Raw genomic sequence first — 16,571 nt, 5'->3', positions numbered from 1 at the left:
AAATGTTTCAAGTTTCATGTTTCAAGTTTCAAGTGTAACAACCTGAAACTTGAAACTTGAAACCATAAAAACCTTAAACAAAAACAAGATGATTTTAGAAATGAAAGTCCCATCACCAGGGGAATCAATAAAAGAAGTTGAAATTGCAACTTGGTTAGTAAAAGACGGAGATTATGTAGAGAAAGATCAGGCTATTGCTGAAGTTGATTCAGATAAAGCTACTCTTGAATTGCCTGCTGAAATGAGCGGTGTAATTACATTAAAAGCTGAAGAAGGTGATACAGTTGCAGTAGGTGCTGTAGTTTGTTTAATTGATACAGATGCTGCTAAACCAGCAGGAAGCGCTCCAGCAGCTGAAGCTCCTAAAGCTGAAGCACCAAAAGCAGAGGCTCCAAAGGCTGAAGCTCCTAAAGCAGAACCAACTCCAGCCGCTACAAGTTATGCAGCAGGAACTCCATCTCCAGCAGCAAGAAAAATATTAGACGAGAAAAATATTGCTCCAGCTTCTGTAACAGGAACTGGTAAAGGTGGCAGAATTACTAAAGATGATGCTGTAAATGCAACAGCTGTAGCTTCAATGGGAACTCCAACTGGAGGAAACCGTGGAACTGAGCGTACAAAATTATCTATGTTGCGTCGTAAAGTAGCAGAAAGACTAGTTTCAGCTAAAAATGAAACAGCTATGCTTACTACTTTCAACGAAGTAAACATGACTCCAATCAACAATATCCGTAACGAATATAAAGACGCTTTCAAAGCTAAACATGGTGGTTTAGGTTTAGGTTTCATGTCATTCTTTACTAAAGCAGTTACAAGAGCACTTCAATTATATCCAGATGTAAACTCTATGATCGATGGAGATTACAAAGTAGGATACGATTTCTGTGATATCTCTATTGCAGTTTCTGGACCAAAAGGTTTAATGGTTCCTGTTGTTCGTAATGCTGAGAACTTAACTTTCCGTGGAATTGAGGCTGAAATCAAAAGATTAGCTTTAAGAGCTCGTGACGGTCAAATTACAGTTGACGATATGACTGGAGGAACTTTCACCATTACAAACGGTGGGGTTTTCGGAAGTATGCTATCAACTCCAATTATCAACCCTCCACAATCAGGAATCTTAGGAATGCACAACATCATCGAGCGTCCGATTGCTGTAAACGGAAAAGTTGAAATTCACCCAATGATGTATGTGGCTCTTTCTTACGATCACAGAATCATCGACGGACGTGAGTCTGTTGGTTTCTTAGTGGCTGTAAAAGAAGCTTTAGAAAATCCATTAGAATTATTGATGAATGGCGATGCTAAACGTGCTTTAGAATTGTAATCATTCATTTTTAAATAAATCAAAAGCCTGTTCATTTAGTTGGACAGGCTTTTTTTTATTCTTGTGGTGGCGTTTCCTAATTTGATAAGGACAGTAAATTAATTGTAAGAAATTTACCTTTGTTTAAATAATCTGTTTATTTTTGCTTAAAGTAAGATTTTATTTACGTTTAAAAATCGCTATAGTAATATGTCAGATTTTAAGATAATAGGAAATGCTAATCCAGTTGTAGGGGTGGTAGAACTTTATACGGTAAACAATCTGTTTCCGAAGATTTCTGTCAACCCTAGCTTTAATGTCATAAACAATACACCATCTAACCATCAAATTAAATGGGAGGTCTATGTATTTGAATTGGGAAAATGGCGCAAGACAAAAGAAAACGATAAAACGGGAAATCAGGTAACCTACAAGTTTCGTCATGGAAGCCTGACTAGAGCTGGCATTCGCATTGTGGCAATAAAAGGCGATGAAATAGCCCGCCTTGATATAAAACCTCTTCCTGCCCAACCAAAAATTGACGATGTACGGTTATTGGATAAAAGCGGAAAAAAAATTGTAGGACATCTCTCGTACGGGCAAACCGTAAAAGCGCGGGTGCATTGTCTGCATATGGAAAAACGCAGAGTATTTGTAACGCTTTGGGAAGACGATGTAAATGGCGCTGGACATGATAAAGCAAATGAAAAAAACTTAGTCGAAACCCGTTCAGGAATTGTAAAGGGCGGAATTGCTGATATTGATTTTCTTTTGATGCCCAGTTTTGCAAAAATTGCTGCCAAGGGAGGTCCTGAGGATGATAAAATACACGAATATTATGTAACGGCCGAATATAATCGCGAAAAGATACCGAGCAATAACGTAAACATTAATGCAGGCGAAACATCTGTAGCGCCCTACAAAGGCAAGACAACTCCTAAAGAGCCGGTCAGGATAAATGCGCCCGTACAGCACCCAAAACCCGCTGCGCCAGCACCTGTTCCTGCGGCTAGAGGAAAAATTAATTCTGTGAATATTACAGATACGGCAGGGCATAAAATAACAGGCACTTTCAAAGAGAAGCAAATCAAGGTTTGGATAAATTCGACAGGATTGGTGGGGAAAGAAATTCGTTTGAAGCTTTTTGAGCACGATAACGGAAGCCCAAATGATTTATTGATAGATCAAAATTATGTTTTGCGAGGAGATTTACATCCTATAGTTATACTTCTTGATACAATACCAAGAAGCCTTGGGGGAAATTATTTGCAGGAAGGAGCCGAGCAGGAGCTTTTTGCAGAGGTCGAAGTAATACAGACGCACGCTTTTACCAAAAGTGCCATTGTCGATGTAGATGCAACCGTGTTTAAACAAGACCCAATTGAGGCTGCCAATACTTTTTTTAAGGTTGGCGGGGACGAGAAAAAGGTGGAGAAGAAAGCGGAGGAAAAAAGTAATTGTCCTAATTGTGATAAAGCAGTAACTGCTGCTGAATTGAAACAAATATTTACGCAAGCTGATGATTTAACTTTGACTAAAGTAGCTAATGTATACACAAAATACATGAAAGAATTAGGAATGAATACTTGTTGGAATAAAGCACATTTATTTGCTCAGGCAAGAATTGAATCAGGTTTAAGTTTAGAATTAAAAGAGGGAGAAGGATTTAATTATTATTATGAGAGTTTATCAATTTTTAAAGCATTTCAATCCACAGAAGGAAAAGAAAAAGCAAAATTATGGGGTAGACCCACAGTCAAACCTAAAAAACCTGGAGTTTCCTTAGAGAATCAGAAGAAAATAGCTAATTGGGCATATTCACCACCTGCAAAAAAAGCAAAAGAAATTGGAAACACTGAAGCAAATGATGGCTGGGATTATAGAGGTAGAGGACTAATTCAAGTAACAGGAAAAGATTTTTATAAGTATTGTAATTTATATACAAAAAAAGACAATTTAGATGTTGTTAAAAATCCAGACTTAATAACCGAAAGCATTGAGTTATCTATATTGAGTTCTATGATTTTCTTTAAGTGGAAGAATTTAAACATAATCGCGAATAAAACACATGATGTGATAAACAAAATTTGCCCTAAAGTTGGTGCTGATGTTCCTGTTAAAGATGAAAAAGGTAATTCTTCTTTCAATTGGAAAGAAAAGCAAAAAACTTTTAATGATATTACATCAAAAGCTTTTAAAATTAATAATTGTAAATGGGGAGAAAAAGTTGAAGTTCCTAAAACAAAAAGTAAATTTTCAACATATGATAATCAATACTCAGCAGATTCAAAAACTGCATATATTAATGTTATAGTTCCTAAAGATAGAAGAACTGAAGGATTATTTGTATTATTTGATGATACAGAAATAGTACTGAAAGGGTATGCACTAGCAATGGGAACAGTTAATAATAACTTCTTTGAAAGAAATGGAAAAGGAAGCACGCCTACTGGACTCTGGTCTTCTTCTTATTCAAAAACTCACATTGGTGAAGCGAGTTATGGAGATCACGGTTTAATTCACATAAATGGAATAACTGGAGATGCAAAAAAAGCTACTGCACCAGGAAAAAGAGATGGAATAGCTATTCATTGTGGGCATACGACCAAGATTGGAATAAATGATAATGGCCCTTTAATGGTTACTTATGGATGCGTTAGAGTATATAATGCTGATATGAAAAAATTAGTTGAAAATTATAATACAATTAAAGGAAAAGGAAAAACAATTTATGTCTATGTTGAAGAAGTAGATTCTATGGATGATGTATATAAAGATTATGACATAATTGCTGATCCAAAAGATAATATACAAAGGACTTATAAGAAAGATGCAAAACAATAATATAATGAAAAAAACAATTATTTTATTTATAGTAACTATGCTGGTTGCCAGTTGTAATTCACAAACAAAAGAAACAAAAATGAAAATTCAAGAGCCTATAAGAAAAAATCAAGACACACTTTATACAAGATATTTACCACTTATGGAAAAGTTATTAAAATCTAATAACTATAAAGTTTTAGAACACGATGATTTTAAAAATAAAATTCAGGAATATTTTGGAGTTGATATTGATAAGTCAAAATATAATGATGTTTTTTTAGGCGGTGAAGGATATGGATATACCGCAATGAATAATGAAAGATTTATTGACACATATACAGAAGGAGATAGAGGCGATATTGAAGGAGCAGGTGATGCTTTTGGTGATGGCCTTAAGGAAAGAATTGAAGATGATTACTATAATTTTATTTTCGTATATTTTAATAAAATTTTATTAAATGATGACTTAAGTGCAATATTTAAAATAAATTCAGATTCAAATGCAACGGAAAAAATTGTAGTAAATCTAGATTATGAAAAGAACAATATCCTAGAAAATACTTTCATAAAAAATTTAAAAGAATTAGATGCTTATAACGATGATTTTAAATTTCATTTGTTGTGGTATAATGATAGGAGTAAATCAGAAATAATTAGGAAAAAGTTACTAGGAGATGTTCTTAATAAAAAACTCGATTTTATTTTTGATTTAACACTTTTTTTATATACTAATTCTAATAATATTAAAGATAAGGCTGATATTCGGTTAATTAATGAAACATTGGCTTACTTAATTGAAATTCAGCTACAACATTATGATGATAAGGATTTAAGTGATAATAAAGGCTACACATTATTAAATCATTTTTATCTCGAAACTCCTAAATTACTAGATAACTTTAAATCTGAAAAATATTATGGATATCCTCTAATTGACATTTATACTAAAAAGTATTTGTTAATGTCAGAAGAGAATGAGATTTCTTATGGTAAAGTTATCGATTCTGATGGTTACACCAATTTAAGAAAAGAAAAAAATGCGCAATCTACTATTTTACAAAAAATAACTACCGGTTCACAAGTTGAAGTTTTAGACAATTCTGGAGATTGGTGGTTAGTAAAAACAAAAGAAGGTAAAAAAGGTTATGTTTTTAAAACTAAAATAAAGGCGAACTAATTTTTTCCTGCTCTACAAAGTTAACGTCTCTGTTCGAAATCAGAAGCTTTGAGTAGTGATTTCAACTTTAACAATGAGCATTTCTTAGAAACAAAGACACTAAACATCCCTTAGAGTTATAATTTTAAGTAATTTTTGACAATACAAAAGCCTGTTCTTTCATCAGAACAGGCTTTTTTTGCTTAAAATTAACTTAAGATTGGCTTAAGATGTTAATTTTTTGAATTATTGAAAATTTTAACCTTTAAAAAATAATTTATTTAGAATAAATAAAAACAACTTGTTTGGTTGCTCTCCAGCAATTAAATTTGCACTATCAAAATTAATTCTAAATAAAAATGAAATTAAAATTTACGATTTCGCTCTTAACTTTATGCTTTGTTCTACTTACAGGAACGTCTGTTTGGGCACAGGAAAAAGCGACAATAAAAGGTCAGATTAGTTCAGATAGTGGAACAGCAGATAATATATCGGTTACTCTAAAAGGAACAAAAATCGGAACAAACACAGATACCAGAGGTAATTATGAAATAAAAAACCTTAAACCAGGAACTTATATTGTTAGGGTTTCGGCTGTTGGTTTTACATCTAAAGAAAAAAGCATTACTCTTAATAGCGGAGACGAATTAATTGAAAATTTCAGCATTACATCAAACTCTGAGCAGTTAAGCGAAATTGTAATTAGCGGAAACGGCAGAAAAAATCCTCTTGCTCGTAAAGAAACACAGCAAGTATCAAGATTACCTCTTAAAAATCTTGAAAATCCACAGGTTTATACCACAATTACAAGCGAACTTTTGAAAGAGCAGGTAGTTACAAACCTTGATGACGCCCTTAAAAATGCTCCTGGATTAAGTCCATTATGGGCTTCTACAGGCCGTGGAGGCGATGGAGCGGGATACTTCTCTCTAAGAGGGTTTGCTGTACAGCCAACTATGATTAACGGTTTGCCAGGTTTAACAAACGGAAGTTTAGATCCTGCAAACATCGATAAAATTGAAGTAATCAAAGGGCCTTCTGGAACTTTGTTTGGAAGTAGCCTTATTTCTTATGGTGGTTTAATCAATATGACTACCAAAAAACCTTACGATCGTTTTGGAGGCGAGGTAACATATACAGCTGGAAGCTACGGATTAAACCGCGTTACTGCTGATGTTAATACTCCGGTAGACGAAGAACACAAAATTAACTTCCGCCTTAACACAGCTTACCACACCGAAAACAGTTTTCAAGATGCTGGGTACAGAAAATCTTTCTTCTTTGCTCCTTCCTTATCTTATGAGGTAAATGAAAGACTATCGTTTTTCATCAATACCGAATTCATGAAAAATGAAGCAACTAACCCAACTATGCTTTTCTTAGACAGAGCTGCACCGTTAAGAGTTCATAATATTGATGAGTTAGGTTATGATAACAAACGTTCTTACACAAGTAACGAACTTTCGATCCAAACACCTTCTTACAGTCTTCAAGGGCAAATGAATTACAAAATTTCTGACCAATGGACTTCTCAGACAGTAGTTTCTCGAGGTTCATCAAAATCAGAAGGATATTATACTTATTTATATGAAGGAACAAAATCAATTCCTCAAATCACTCAAGGAATTGTTTTAGGACGTTCTATGAATTACCAAAACTCTACAACTTTAACAACAGATATTCAGCAAAACTTCATTGGAGATTTCAAAATTGGAAGTTTAAGAAATCGTATTGTTGCTGGTTTGGATTATTTCAACAGAGGACAAATCGATAACAGCTCCGGATATGTAAGAAATGGAAACGTATATATCGGAAACATGGATTTAGCAACTGTTAACGAATATGTGTTTAAAATTACAGATCCAAAAAAATACATTACAGACGGAGATAGTGGTAATTTAACAAAAGCAGGTTCAGACAAACTTTTAGCCGAGGCTGCAGCAAATAACAACAAAACTAAACAAGAAGTTTTTAGTGCTTATGTTTCTGATGTTATCAATATTACTCCAGAATTATCTGCAATGGGAAGTTTGCGTGTAGACCGTTTTATGACAGCTGGTGATGTAACTACTAGTGATGATGATTACAACCAAACTGCTTTTTCTCCAAAATTTGGTTTAGTGTACCAGCCAATTATCGATAAGGTTTCGATTTTTGCCAACTACATGGATGGTTTTGCCAACTCTGCTCCAACAAGCGACATTTTAGCTGACGGAAGTTCTAGCCCAAGAACTTTTAAACCAGAGCACGCTAACCAATTTGAAATTGGAACAAAATTAAATGTTCTTAAAGACAAAATATACGCAACATTCAGCTACTACGACATTCAGGTAAAAGATCAAGTTTACACTGTATATGGAACTAACGGTTCTGTTGTTACTCAAACGTCTTACCAAAACGGCGCTCAAAGAAACAAAGGTTTTGAAGCAGAAATCGTGGCAAGTCCAATTGCCGGTTTAAACATTGTAGCAGGATATAGCTACGTAGATGCAATCTTAAACGCAGGAGATCCAGATTTCGTAGGACACAGACCAGAAAGTTCTGGACCAAGAAATTCAGCAAACTTCTGGGCAAGCTATAAATTCTTAGAAGGAGATTTACAAGGATTTGGTTTAGGTTTTGGAGGAAACTACGCCGACAAAAACCTAATCATGAACAGAACAGTTACGGGTCAATTTACAATACCATCTTACACTGTTTTGAATTCATCAATTTTCTACGGAACAGAAAAATACACATTAACACTTAAACTAGACAACATCGCAAATGTTGATACTTATGATGGATGGTCAACTATTCATCCAAGAAATATGAGAAGTGTTGCTGCTAGTTTCGCTTATAGATTCTAAACAAAACAACAAAAACACCTTCCAAACCAAGGAAGGTGTTTTTTAAATTTTAATGATTATGATTACAATAGCCAGTCTTATCGTTTTCTTAGCTTTTTATACATTGTATTATACTTCAAAAAGAGCAGTTTTATCGTATGATTTAGGTTTTGAAAAATGGATGCAAAGAAATCCAAAACAAACCAAAATCATTGGTTTAATGCTTTTGCTTTCTGCTTACGCAATGTGGCTTTTTACTCAATCGTTAGGCTGTGGCACTTTGATGTTTTTTATTCAGCTCATGACCGTTGGAAGCTTGATCATAATTCTTACTCCTTTAAAAAAAATAAACCGCAAGTTACTTTTGGCTTTACTAATTTTTATTGCCGTAACTGAATTTTATTACAACTAAAAAACCACTTTAAATAATAATATGCCAGCAAATCCAAAATATCTAAACCCTTCTTTTTGGCCTCGTTTTTCCAAAATTACTGCTGCAATTTTAGGCGGATACTTTGTTTCTGTTACTTTTCATTTGGCCCTAGCAGCTTGGTTTAGCCGAAAAGATGTACTCATCACAATGGCTTTCAGCGGTTTTATTCTTTGGGTGACACTAATGATTATTGCTTTCTTAGCCAAAAGCGGCTTGAAAATCTGGGGACTTTACATTCTACTGTCTCTACTTTTTTGTCTTTTCATTTATCTAGGTCAAACTTATAATACGGCACAATAATTTTATGAATAACCGTCATTACAATATCTATTTTCACACACATACTGTCAGCGGAATCGTGATCAGTGTAGTTCTTTTTGTAATTTTCTTCGCCGGATCTTTTTCTTTTTTTAGAGATGAAATCATCAATTGGGAAAGAAGTGAATCTACAGCAATCACAAGAGAAATTCAATTAGATTACAATGATGCGCTTAAGCATCTTGACAAAAAATATGTGCTGCACGGAAGAAATCTTACCATTTCTAAACCTTCGGTAGAAAATAGAGTTGCTGTATATATGGAGGGAACCAAAGATACATTGGCTCCTAAAAAACAGCAAGCAGGAGAGTTTTTTTATCTAGACAACAAAAATTACAAAACCTACACCTACGAAGAGTCTTATTCATTAGGCGAACTTCTATATCGTCTTCATTTTTTAGCACAAATTCCATATCCTGCAGGATATTATTTATCTGGATTTACGGCTTTGTTCTTCTTATTCGCAATCATAACAGGAGTTTTATTGCATTGGAATAAAATAGTTTCTAACTTTTATATGTTCCGCCCAAAAGAAAAACTAAAAACACTTTGGACAGATGCGCATACAGCTTTAGGAATGATCGGTCTGCCATTCCAGTTTGTATACGCGGTTACAGGAGCATTTTTTATGATTAAGCTTTTAATTGTAGCTCCAGCTGTAATGGCTTTATACAAAGGGGATCAAGATAAATTATACAAAGAACTGGAATACACTGATCCAGATTATAAGTTTGAAAACAAAAAGCTCGCGAACCCATTTAACATTAATGAACTGGTTGCTAAAACCAAAAAAAACTGGACCGATTTTGAAATAACGCGTGTTTTTATTCAGAACTACGGAGATGCAAATATGCACGTCTTGGTTGAAGGTGAACTTTTAAGCCACAAAAAATTTACCGGAATAGGAAAAATAGTTTACAGAATTGCGGACGGGAAAGAAATTGCCAAAAAAGACCCAATTGCGCAAACCACTTATTTAGATGTTGTAAAAAATGTTTTATATAGAATACATTTTGGAGATTATGGCGGATATGCTTTAAAAATCGTAAGTTTCATTTTAGGAATCATTACTTGTTTTGTCATTATTTCTGGAGTTATGATTTGGCTTGTTGCCCGACAAAAAAACAATCTTCCAGAAAAGAAAAGACGTTTCAACGCTGCTGTTGTTCGCATATACTTGGCGATTTGCTTAAGTATGTACCCAATTACGGCTCTGGCTTTTATCGGAAGCAAAATCTTTTACCCATTAAGCCAGTCCAATTTATATGCTCTTTATTTTGGAGGATGGCTACTGCTGACTATCTTCTTTATCATTAAAAAAGATGATGCTTTTACTAACAAATTCTGTCTGATTTCTGGAAGCATTTTAGGATTCTTGATTCCAATTACCAACGGAATTGTCTCTGGAGATTGGTTTTGGACTTCTTTTATAGAAAACAAATTTCAGATTTTCTTTATTGATGTTTTCTGGATTTTTCTTGCTGGAATTTCTTTATACACAGCGTATCATTTAAAACCTAAAAAAGTCGTTTCCTAATAATAACTTTTGCCACAAAGACACGAAGGCGCTAAGTTTATATTTTAAAGCCTCAGATTAAAAGAATTTAGAAGATTTCCTCTCTCAGATTTTAAACAATTGCTTGGCCTGCTCGCGATCGCTCGTGAACAGATAAAATAATATTAAAAAAAATCTGCTAAATCTGTAGAATCTGCGTGAAACAAAACATTTGCTACTTTACGAGATCAGTTTTTTTTATAAGCACACACTGAAACTATACTTATAGGTAAAATGCTTTAGAATAATTTGTCTCATATAGATTTTGAGCATACTTTTACGCTTTTAATCAAAAAAATGGGATTCAAGACCAAAATACGCTTTATACACAAATGGCTCGGATTAATTTCTGGGATTATTGTTTTTATCGTCTGTATTACCGGTTGCATTTTCTGCTTTCATGATGAAATAAAAGACATTACCAGAAAAGAATGGCGTTTGGTTGAACCTCAAAACAAACCTTTTCTTTTGCCATCTCAGCTGCAGGAAAAAGCCAAAGAAGCTGTTCCCGAAAACAAAGCCAGCATGATCGCTTATTACGGTAAAAGCAGATCAGCGATTGTTTACACTTATTCTGATGCCGGAAATCTTTACTTATATTTCAATCCGTATACTGGGGAATATTTGAAATCAGAAAATCCAGAAACTGACTTTTTCATTATTGTAGAATATATTCATTTATATCTGCTCCTGCCCGATTACATCGGAAAGCACATTATTGGCGGCGCAACTTTCATTTTTATTGTATTGCTCATTTCGGGAATCATACAATGGTGGCCAAAACGAAAAAGCGACATCAAAAGAAGTTTCACTATCAAATGGTCTGCAAAATGGCGCCGCGTTAATTACGACTGGCATAATACTACTGGTTTTTACATCTCTATAATAGCCTTAATTTTAGCCATAACAGGACTTACTTTTACCTACGAATGGGTCGGTGACGGAATTTACAAATCCTTTAATTTTGGCGGAGACAAAGCGGCCGAAACCAAAACTCCTATAATTGACACCACTGCATTTAAAGCAAATTCGATTACAGCAATTGACAAAGCATTTGCCCAAACCTTAAAATTACAGCCAAAAGCAGAAATGTTTTTTATAATGATTCCGCAGCAAAAAGGCGATATCGTAAGCACAGGCGCATATCCGCATACATTGCGTTATGATCAGCAAAGCAATTATTATTTTCATCCGTCAAGCGGAAAATTAATTAAAAGCCAGACTTTCGACAAAAAAACTTTAGGCCTTCAAGTTGTCGAAATGAATTACGGAATACATACAGGACAAGTTTTAGACCTTCCTGGAAAAATAATAGCTTTTACCGTCAGTTTAATTGCTGCAGCACTACCTGTCAGCGGATTTATAATATGGTTTGGAAGAAGCAGAAAATCTAAAAAAGTAAAGGCATAAAAAAACCGCTCCATTAAAAATGGAACGGTTTTTTTATAATTGGTTTTCAGAAATTGTGACTAATTTCTGTTTGCTAAAGCATTTTTCTGTAAACTTTTAACCGAACTTACTTTGTTATCTACATAAGCAACTTCGTTTAAACTGTTTTCATTAAAGTAAATCCATTTTCCGGTTTTAACTCCGTCTGTGTATTCTCCAACGGCTTTTTTATTTCCTTTTTCGTCATAAGATACCCAGACACCGTCTAATTTACCGTCCTTAAAAAAGCCTTCTTGCTGCACTTTACCATTTTCATAGTAATACGTTGCTTTTACCTTGTTCCCAGCAGCTTCTAATTCAGGCTTTCCTTCTTGTGCAACTACAATTCCAGAGAACAATATTGCAGCTAAAATTACACTCTTTTTCATATCTTTAGGTATTTAATGTTAAGAAATCTTTATCAAATATAGTTAATAGTTTACATTAAAAAAACTTTTACTTAACAATTTGGTAACACAGAGTAAAAACTTAACATTGGAAAAATGCATAAAATAAAAAAACCAGCGCTGAGACACTGGTTTTATTGGTATTTAAAAAAAAACGAACTTTACGATAACGTTGTAAATTTCGTAAATAAATTAGTTCAATAATGCGCTAAGCTGCTTATCCAATTCAGGATCAGATGGTCTTGAGGCATCCGATTTTAGAATATTGCCTTGCGGATCTATCAAAATAAATCGCGGAATTCCTGTTACACCGTAATTAACAACAAACTCAGATTCCCAATCTTTATCTGCAAATAATTGAACGCCACCCAATTTTTTATCAGTTACAAACTTTTTCCATTTTTCGTTGTCTTTTGCTTTATCAATAGAAATGCTTACGAATTCAATGTTTTTTCCATGATATTTTTCTTCAATCTTTTGCAGATACGGAATCTCAGCTCTACAAGGCGCGCACCATGTTGCCCAAAGATCGATGTAAACATATTTCCCTTTTAAATCTGAAAGCTTTGTTTTTCCTCCTTTAAAATTTTCATAGTCAAAACCTGGAGAAGCTTTTCCTACCATTTTATTTGCCTTTGCAACTCTTTCATATTCTTCACCCGCATATTGATGAAAACTCTCAAAACTGCGTTTTAAAGCTGTTTTAAATTCTGGAGCAAAATTTCCTTTCTCTAGACTCTCAGTATCCGATTTCAATTTTCCATCAAGCAAAGCTGTAAATTCGCCTGATTCTTTAGCAAAAGCATCTTTCTGAAAGCTTTCATCTTTTAAAGCCTGCTGTGCCAAAAAATTACTTTCATCCACCCCTTTACCTTTATATACAATCGTTTCATCAAATTCTTTGGCATCCATAGTCAAATTAACTTCAGAATTTGGCTTTAAATATAAATTAGAAGATTCTGTGCCGTCAGAAAAAACATAAAACCCTTGAGGAGCATCAAAAGTTGCTGCAAAAATCTCTTTTTTATCAATCGGAATTACTTGTCTGAAATTGTCTCTTCCTTTAATAACCAAAGTATCGCTGTTTCTATTTGCGATTTTAGCCGTGAACTTTATTGAGTTTTTGCTTTGAGCAACAATATTTAAAGCATTAAAAAGTACTAAACCTGCAACAAAAAATTTTTTCATAGGTATTTATGATTAGTTTTTAGATGAATCAAAACTAAAGAAATAAAAGCTTCGGATTTTTAGAATTAACAAAATATTTGAAATTATTCTGAATCAACTTATCACTTTACTATATTATCTTGAATTTTGTATTTACTTTTGCAGTCTAAAATTTTGATTATGTATAGAAGTCATAATTGTGGCGAATTAAACGCTTCAAATATTAATACCGAAGTTACACTTGCGGGCTGGGTTCAAAAATCGCGTGATAAAGGATTTATGAATTGGGTCGATTTACGCGACCGCTATGGAATCACACAACTTATTTTCGACGAAAGTCGTACCGATAAAACTGTTTTTGAATTGGCCAAAACTCTTGGTCGTGAATTTGTAATTCAGGTTAAAGGAACTGTTATTGAGCGTGAGGCCAAAAACAAAAACATTCCAACTGGCGAAATCGAAATTTTAGTTTCTGAATTAACGATTCTAAATACGGCGCTTACTCCTCCATTTACAATTGAAGATGAAACAGATGGCGGAGAAGATATCAGAATGAAATACCGTTATTTGGATATTAGAAGAAATCCTGTAAAAAACAGTTTGTTATTCCGTCATAAAGTAGCGATGGAAGTTCGCAAATATCTTTCTGATTTAGATTTCTGTGAAGTTGAAACTCCTTACCTAATCAAATCTACTCCAGAAGGAGCAAGAGATTTCGTTGTGCCAAGCCGTATGAACGAAGGACAATTTTATGCATTGCCACAATCACCGCAGACTTTCAAACAACTTTTGATGGTGGGTGGAATGGATAAATATTTCCAAATCGTGAAATGTTTCCGTGACGAAGATTTACGTGCGGACCGTCAGCCTGAGTTTACTCAAATTGACTGCGAAATGGCATTTGTGGAGCAAGAAGATATCTTGAATATTTTTGAAGGATTGACAAGACATTTATTAAAAGAAATTAAAGGTATTGAAGTAGATAAATTCCCAAGAATTACCTACGACTATGCTATGAAAACATACGGAAACGACAAACCGGACATTCGTTTCGGAATGAAGTTTGGAGAACTGAACGAATTTGCGCAACACAAAGAATTCCCTGTTTTTAACGCGGCTGAATTAGTTGTCGGAATCGCTGTTCCAGGAGCTGGAAATTACACTCGTAAAGAAATCGACGGATTAATTGACTGGGTAAAACGTCCACAAGTTGGCGCATCTGGAATGGTTTATGTAAAATGCAACGAAGACGGAACATACAAATCATCTGTAGACAAATTCTACGATCAAGACGATTTGGCAAATTGGGCAAAAGCAACAGAAGCAAATCCTGGAGATATGATTTTTGTTCTTTCGGGACCAGCAAACAAAACAAGAGCGCAACTTTCTGCTTTACGTATGGAATTGGCAACTCGTTTAGGATTGCGTAATCCAGAAGAATTTGCTCCATTATGGGTTGTAGATTTCCCATTATTAGAACTTGACGAAGAAAGCGGCCGTTATCATGCTATGCACCACCCATTTACTTCGCCAAAACCAGAAGACATGGCTTTATTGGAAACAGAGCCAGGAAAAGTTCGCGCAAATGCATACGATATGGTTTTGAATGGTAATGAAATTGGAGGCGGATCGATTCGTATTCATGATAAAGCAACGCAGCAATTAATGTTCAAATATTTAGGATTTACCGAAGAAGAAGCAAAAACACAATTCGGATTCCTGATGGATGCTTTCCAATTTGGCGCACCGCCACACGGAGGATTAGCTTTCGGTTTAGACAGACTTGTTGCCATCTTGGGAGGACAAGAAACTATTAGAGATTTCATCGCATTCCCTAAAAACAACTCAGGACGCGACGTAATGATCGATGCTCCTGCTGCAATTGACGATGCACAATTAAAAGAACTTCGAATTAAAGTTGACATTGCTTAATTTGATGTAATTTTTTCATAAAAATTTAAAAAGCCGCTGAAATTTCAGCGGCTTTTTAAATTTAACAAAATGTTAAGAAAAATCTTAGCCGATGATTTTTTTGAATTATCAAATTCTTACAATTTTAATAATTTTATATTCTTACAATTAATGATTCGCAAATTATGGTATTTTATAAACAAATTGATGCAATAAACCGCGTAAAAACACTGTAAATCAATAATTTTTACAAAAAATTAACACGTATATGTCTTTTGTATTATTTTATATGTTACATTTGTTTTATTATAAATTATTATTACAATTACAATGCGTACAGGTACAGTAAAATTTTTCAATGAATCTAAAGGTTATGGATTCATTACAGACGAAGAAACAGGAAAGGACATCTTCGTTCACGCTTCAGGAATTAACGCGGAAGAATTACGCGAAGGTGACCGTGTAAGCTATGAAGAAGAAGAAGGAAGAAAAGGGAAAGTTGCTGCTAAAGTAGCAGTAATCTAAGAAAAATATAGCAATTATTTTTTTTTGCCTCTGAATGGTCTCAAAAGACGTCCCGAAGTATCGGGACGTTTTTTTTTGACCAAATCTTAAAAAAATATTAAAATAACGCAACGTTATTTATAATGAATAAAAATTAGACATAAACACGGTTTCACACCCTACTTAAATCCTTTTTTAGCTTGTGTTTTACAGAGTTCCAAGTTATCTTTGTGGCTCATTTTTTTAAGTATAAAACCGAATTTTATGCAATCTGATCAATACAGTTACATTCCTATTTTAATGCAGTTTATTTTAGCTGTTGGTTTTGTGGTAGGAACAATCATTATTTCTGGAAAATTAGGACCTAAAAGATCCTCTGAAGTTAAAGACAAAAACTTCGAATGTGGTATCGAATCTGTTGGTAACGCTCGTATCCCATTCTCTGTAAAATACTTCTTAGTTGCCATCTTGTTCGTATTATTCGACGTAGAGGTTATTTTCTTGTATCCTTGGGCAGTAAACTTCAAAGACTTAGGAATTGAAGGAATGTTAAAAATGATCGTTTTCATGTCTTTGCTTTTAGTTGGTTTCTTTTACATCATCAAAAAGAAAGCATTAGAGTGGGAATAACGATTTAGATTTTAGATCTGAGATTTTAGATTTATCTAAATATTGAGATTTAAAATTTGAATTCAAATTTAAAGTACTGATTTAAAAAATTGATTTTACTTT

Annotated in this window: 13 protein-coding genes; 11 read left to right on the top strand and 2 right to left on the bottom strand. The window is 34.0% G+C overall.

The window, feature by feature from the left end; translation table 11 throughout:
• Positions 1 to 88 precede the first annotated feature (88 nt).
• The 8 genes from odhB to N4T20_RS05880 all read left to right on the top strand — a co-directional run bounded on the left by odhB (position 89) and on the right by N4T20_RS05880 (position 11,832).
• Positions 89 to 1,327: a 2-oxoglutarate dehydrogenase complex dihydrolipoyllysine-residue succinyltransferase gene (gene odhB / locus N4T20_RS05915; protein ID WP_260672155.1), complete on the top strand. Its 1,239-nt coding sequence runs from the start codon at positions 89 to 91 to the stop codon at positions 1,325 to 1,327.
• 189 nt (positions 1,328 to 1,516) lie between these two features.
• Positions 1,517 to 4,150, top strand: a complete 2,634-nt coding sequence (locus tag N4T20_RS05910) for a L,D-transpeptidase family protein (protein WP_260672154.1) — start codon at positions 1,517 to 1,519, stop codon at positions 4,148 to 4,150.
• A 4-nt stretch (positions 4,151 to 4,154) separates the two neighbouring features.
• The gene (locus N4T20_RS05905; protein ID WP_260672153.1) at positions 4,155 to 5,309 is read left to right on the top strand and encodes an SH3 domain-containing protein; all 1,155 of its coding nucleotides are present in this window, start codon (positions 4,155 to 4,157) and stop codon (positions 5,307 to 5,309) included.
• 338 nt (positions 5,310 to 5,647) lie between these two features.
• On the top strand, positions 5,648 to 8,137 hold the full coding sequence (locus N4T20_RS05900; RefSeq protein WP_260672152.1) for a TonB-dependent receptor: 2,490 nt from the start codon (positions 5,648 to 5,650) through the stop codon (positions 8,135 to 8,137).
• A gap of 58 nt (positions 8,138 to 8,195) precedes the next feature.
• Positions 8,196 to 8,528: a hypothetical protein gene (locus N4T20_RS05895; RefSeq protein WP_260672151.1), complete on the top strand. Its 333-nt coding sequence runs from the start codon at positions 8,196 to 8,198 to the stop codon at positions 8,526 to 8,528.
• Between the two features lie 21 nt (positions 8,529 to 8,549).
• The gene (locus tag N4T20_RS05890) at positions 8,550 to 8,849 is read left to right on the top strand and encodes a hypothetical protein (protein ID WP_260672150.1); all 300 of its coding nucleotides are present in this window, start codon (positions 8,550 to 8,552) and stop codon (positions 8,847 to 8,849) included.
• A 4-nt stretch (positions 8,850 to 8,853) separates the two neighbouring features.
• Positions 8,854 to 10,404, top strand: coding sequence for a PepSY-associated TM helix domain-containing protein (locus N4T20_RS05885; protein WP_260672149.1), 1,551 nt, complete (start codon positions 8,854 to 8,856; stop codon positions 10,402 to 10,404).
• 315 nt (positions 10,405 to 10,719) lie between these two features.
• Positions 10,720 to 11,832 carry a PepSY-associated TM helix domain-containing protein gene (locus N4T20_RS05880; protein WP_260672148.1) on the top strand — a complete coding sequence of 371 codons (1,113 nt, stop codon included), beginning with the start codon at positions 10,720 to 10,722 and terminating at the stop codon, positions 11,830 to 11,832.
• A 59-nt stretch (positions 11,833 to 11,891) separates the two neighbouring features.
• Here the strand turns inward: N4T20_RS05880 and N4T20_RS05875 are convergent, their stop codons facing one another.
• Positions 11,892 to 12,239, bottom strand: coding sequence for a toxin-antitoxin system YwqK family antitoxin (locus N4T20_RS05875; protein ID WP_260672147.1), 348 nt, complete (start codon positions 12,237 to 12,239; stop codon positions 11,892 to 11,894).
• Positions 12,240 to 12,449: 210 nt separating this feature from the next.
• The gene (locus N4T20_RS05870) at positions 12,450 to 13,445 is read right to left on the bottom strand and encodes a TlpA family protein disulfide reductase (RefSeq protein ID WP_260672146.1); all 996 of its coding nucleotides are present in this window, start codon (positions 13,443 to 13,445) and stop codon (positions 12,450 to 12,452) included.
• A 159-nt stretch (positions 13,446 to 13,604) separates the two neighbouring features.
• Between N4T20_RS05870 and aspS the strand changes: the two genes are divergently transcribed.
• From aspS to N4T20_RS05855, 3 genes are all read left to right on the top strand, one after another.
• Positions 13,605 to 15,356 carry an aspartate--tRNA ligase gene (aspS, locus tag N4T20_RS05865; RefSeq protein ID WP_260672145.1) on the top strand — a complete coding sequence of 584 codons (1,752 nt, stop codon included), beginning with the start codon at positions 13,605 to 13,607 and terminating at the stop codon, positions 15,354 to 15,356.
• A gap of 309 nt (positions 15,357 to 15,665) precedes the next feature.
• Complete coding sequence (locus tag N4T20_RS05860) at positions 15,666 to 15,860, top strand: cold-shock protein (RefSeq protein WP_007137066.1); 195 nt, start codon at positions 15,666 to 15,668, stop codon at positions 15,858 to 15,860.
• A gap of 243 nt (positions 15,861 to 16,103) precedes the next feature.
• The gene (locus N4T20_RS05855; RefSeq protein ID WP_260672144.1) at positions 16,104 to 16,469 is read left to right on the top strand and encodes an NADH-quinone oxidoreductase subunit A; all 366 of its coding nucleotides are present in this window, start codon (positions 16,104 to 16,106) and stop codon (positions 16,467 to 16,469) included.
• The last annotated feature ends 102 nt before the right edge of the window (positions 16,470 to 16,571 follow it).

It is taken from the genome of Flavobacterium sp. TR2 (assembly GCF_025252405.1).
GTDB lineage: Bacteria > Bacteroidota > Bacteroidia > Flavobacteriales > Flavobacteriaceae > Flavobacterium.
Note: the sequence above shows the minus strand (reverse complement) of the source record. Positions and strands in the feature narration are given on the sequence as shown.

Coding starts and splice junctions, on each gene's coding strand:
- aspS (WP_260672145.1), top strand. CDS start 13,605: ATGTATAGAAGTCATAATTGTGGCGAATTAAACGCTTCAAATATTAAT.
- N4T20_RS05870 (WP_260672146.1), bottom strand. CDS start 13,445: ATGAAAAAATTTTTTGTTGCAGGTTTAGTACTTTTTAATGCTTTAAAT.
- N4T20_RS05875 (WP_260672147.1), bottom strand. CDS start 12,239: ATGAAAAAGAGTGTAATTTTAGCTGCAATATTGTTCTCTGGAATTGTA.
- N4T20_RS05855 (WP_260672144.1), top strand. CDS start 16,104: ATGCAATCTGATCAATACAGTTACATTCCTATTTTAATGCAGTTTATT.
- N4T20_RS05885 (WP_260672149.1), top strand. CDS start 8,854: ATGAATAACCGTCATTACAATATCTATTTTCACACACATACTGTCAGC.
- N4T20_RS05910 (WP_260672154.1), top strand. CDS start 1,517: ATGTCAGATTTTAAGATAATAGGAAATGCTAATCCAGTTGTAGGGGTG.
- N4T20_RS05895 (WP_260672151.1), top strand. CDS start 8,196: ATGATTACAATAGCCAGTCTTATCGTTTTCTTAGCTTTTTATACATTG.
- N4T20_RS05880 (WP_260672148.1), top strand. CDS start 10,720: ATGGGATTCAAGACCAAAATACGCTTTATACACAAATGGCTCGGATTA.
- odhB (WP_260672155.1), top strand. CDS start 89: ATGATTTTAGAAATGAAAGTCCCATCACCAGGGGAATCAATAAAAGAA.
- N4T20_RS05890 (WP_260672150.1), top strand. CDS start 8,550: ATGCCAGCAAATCCAAAATATCTAAACCCTTCTTTTTGGCCTCGTTTT.
- N4T20_RS05860 (WP_007137066.1), top strand. CDS start 15,666: ATGCGTACAGGTACAGTAAAATTTTTCAATGAATCTAAAGGTTATGGA.
- N4T20_RS05900 (WP_260672152.1), top strand. CDS start 5,648: ATGAAATTAAAATTTACGATTTCGCTCTTAACTTTATGCTTTGTTCTA.
- N4T20_RS05905 (WP_260672153.1), top strand. CDS start 4,155: ATGAAAAAAACAATTATTTTATTTATAGTAACTATGCTGGTTGCCAGT.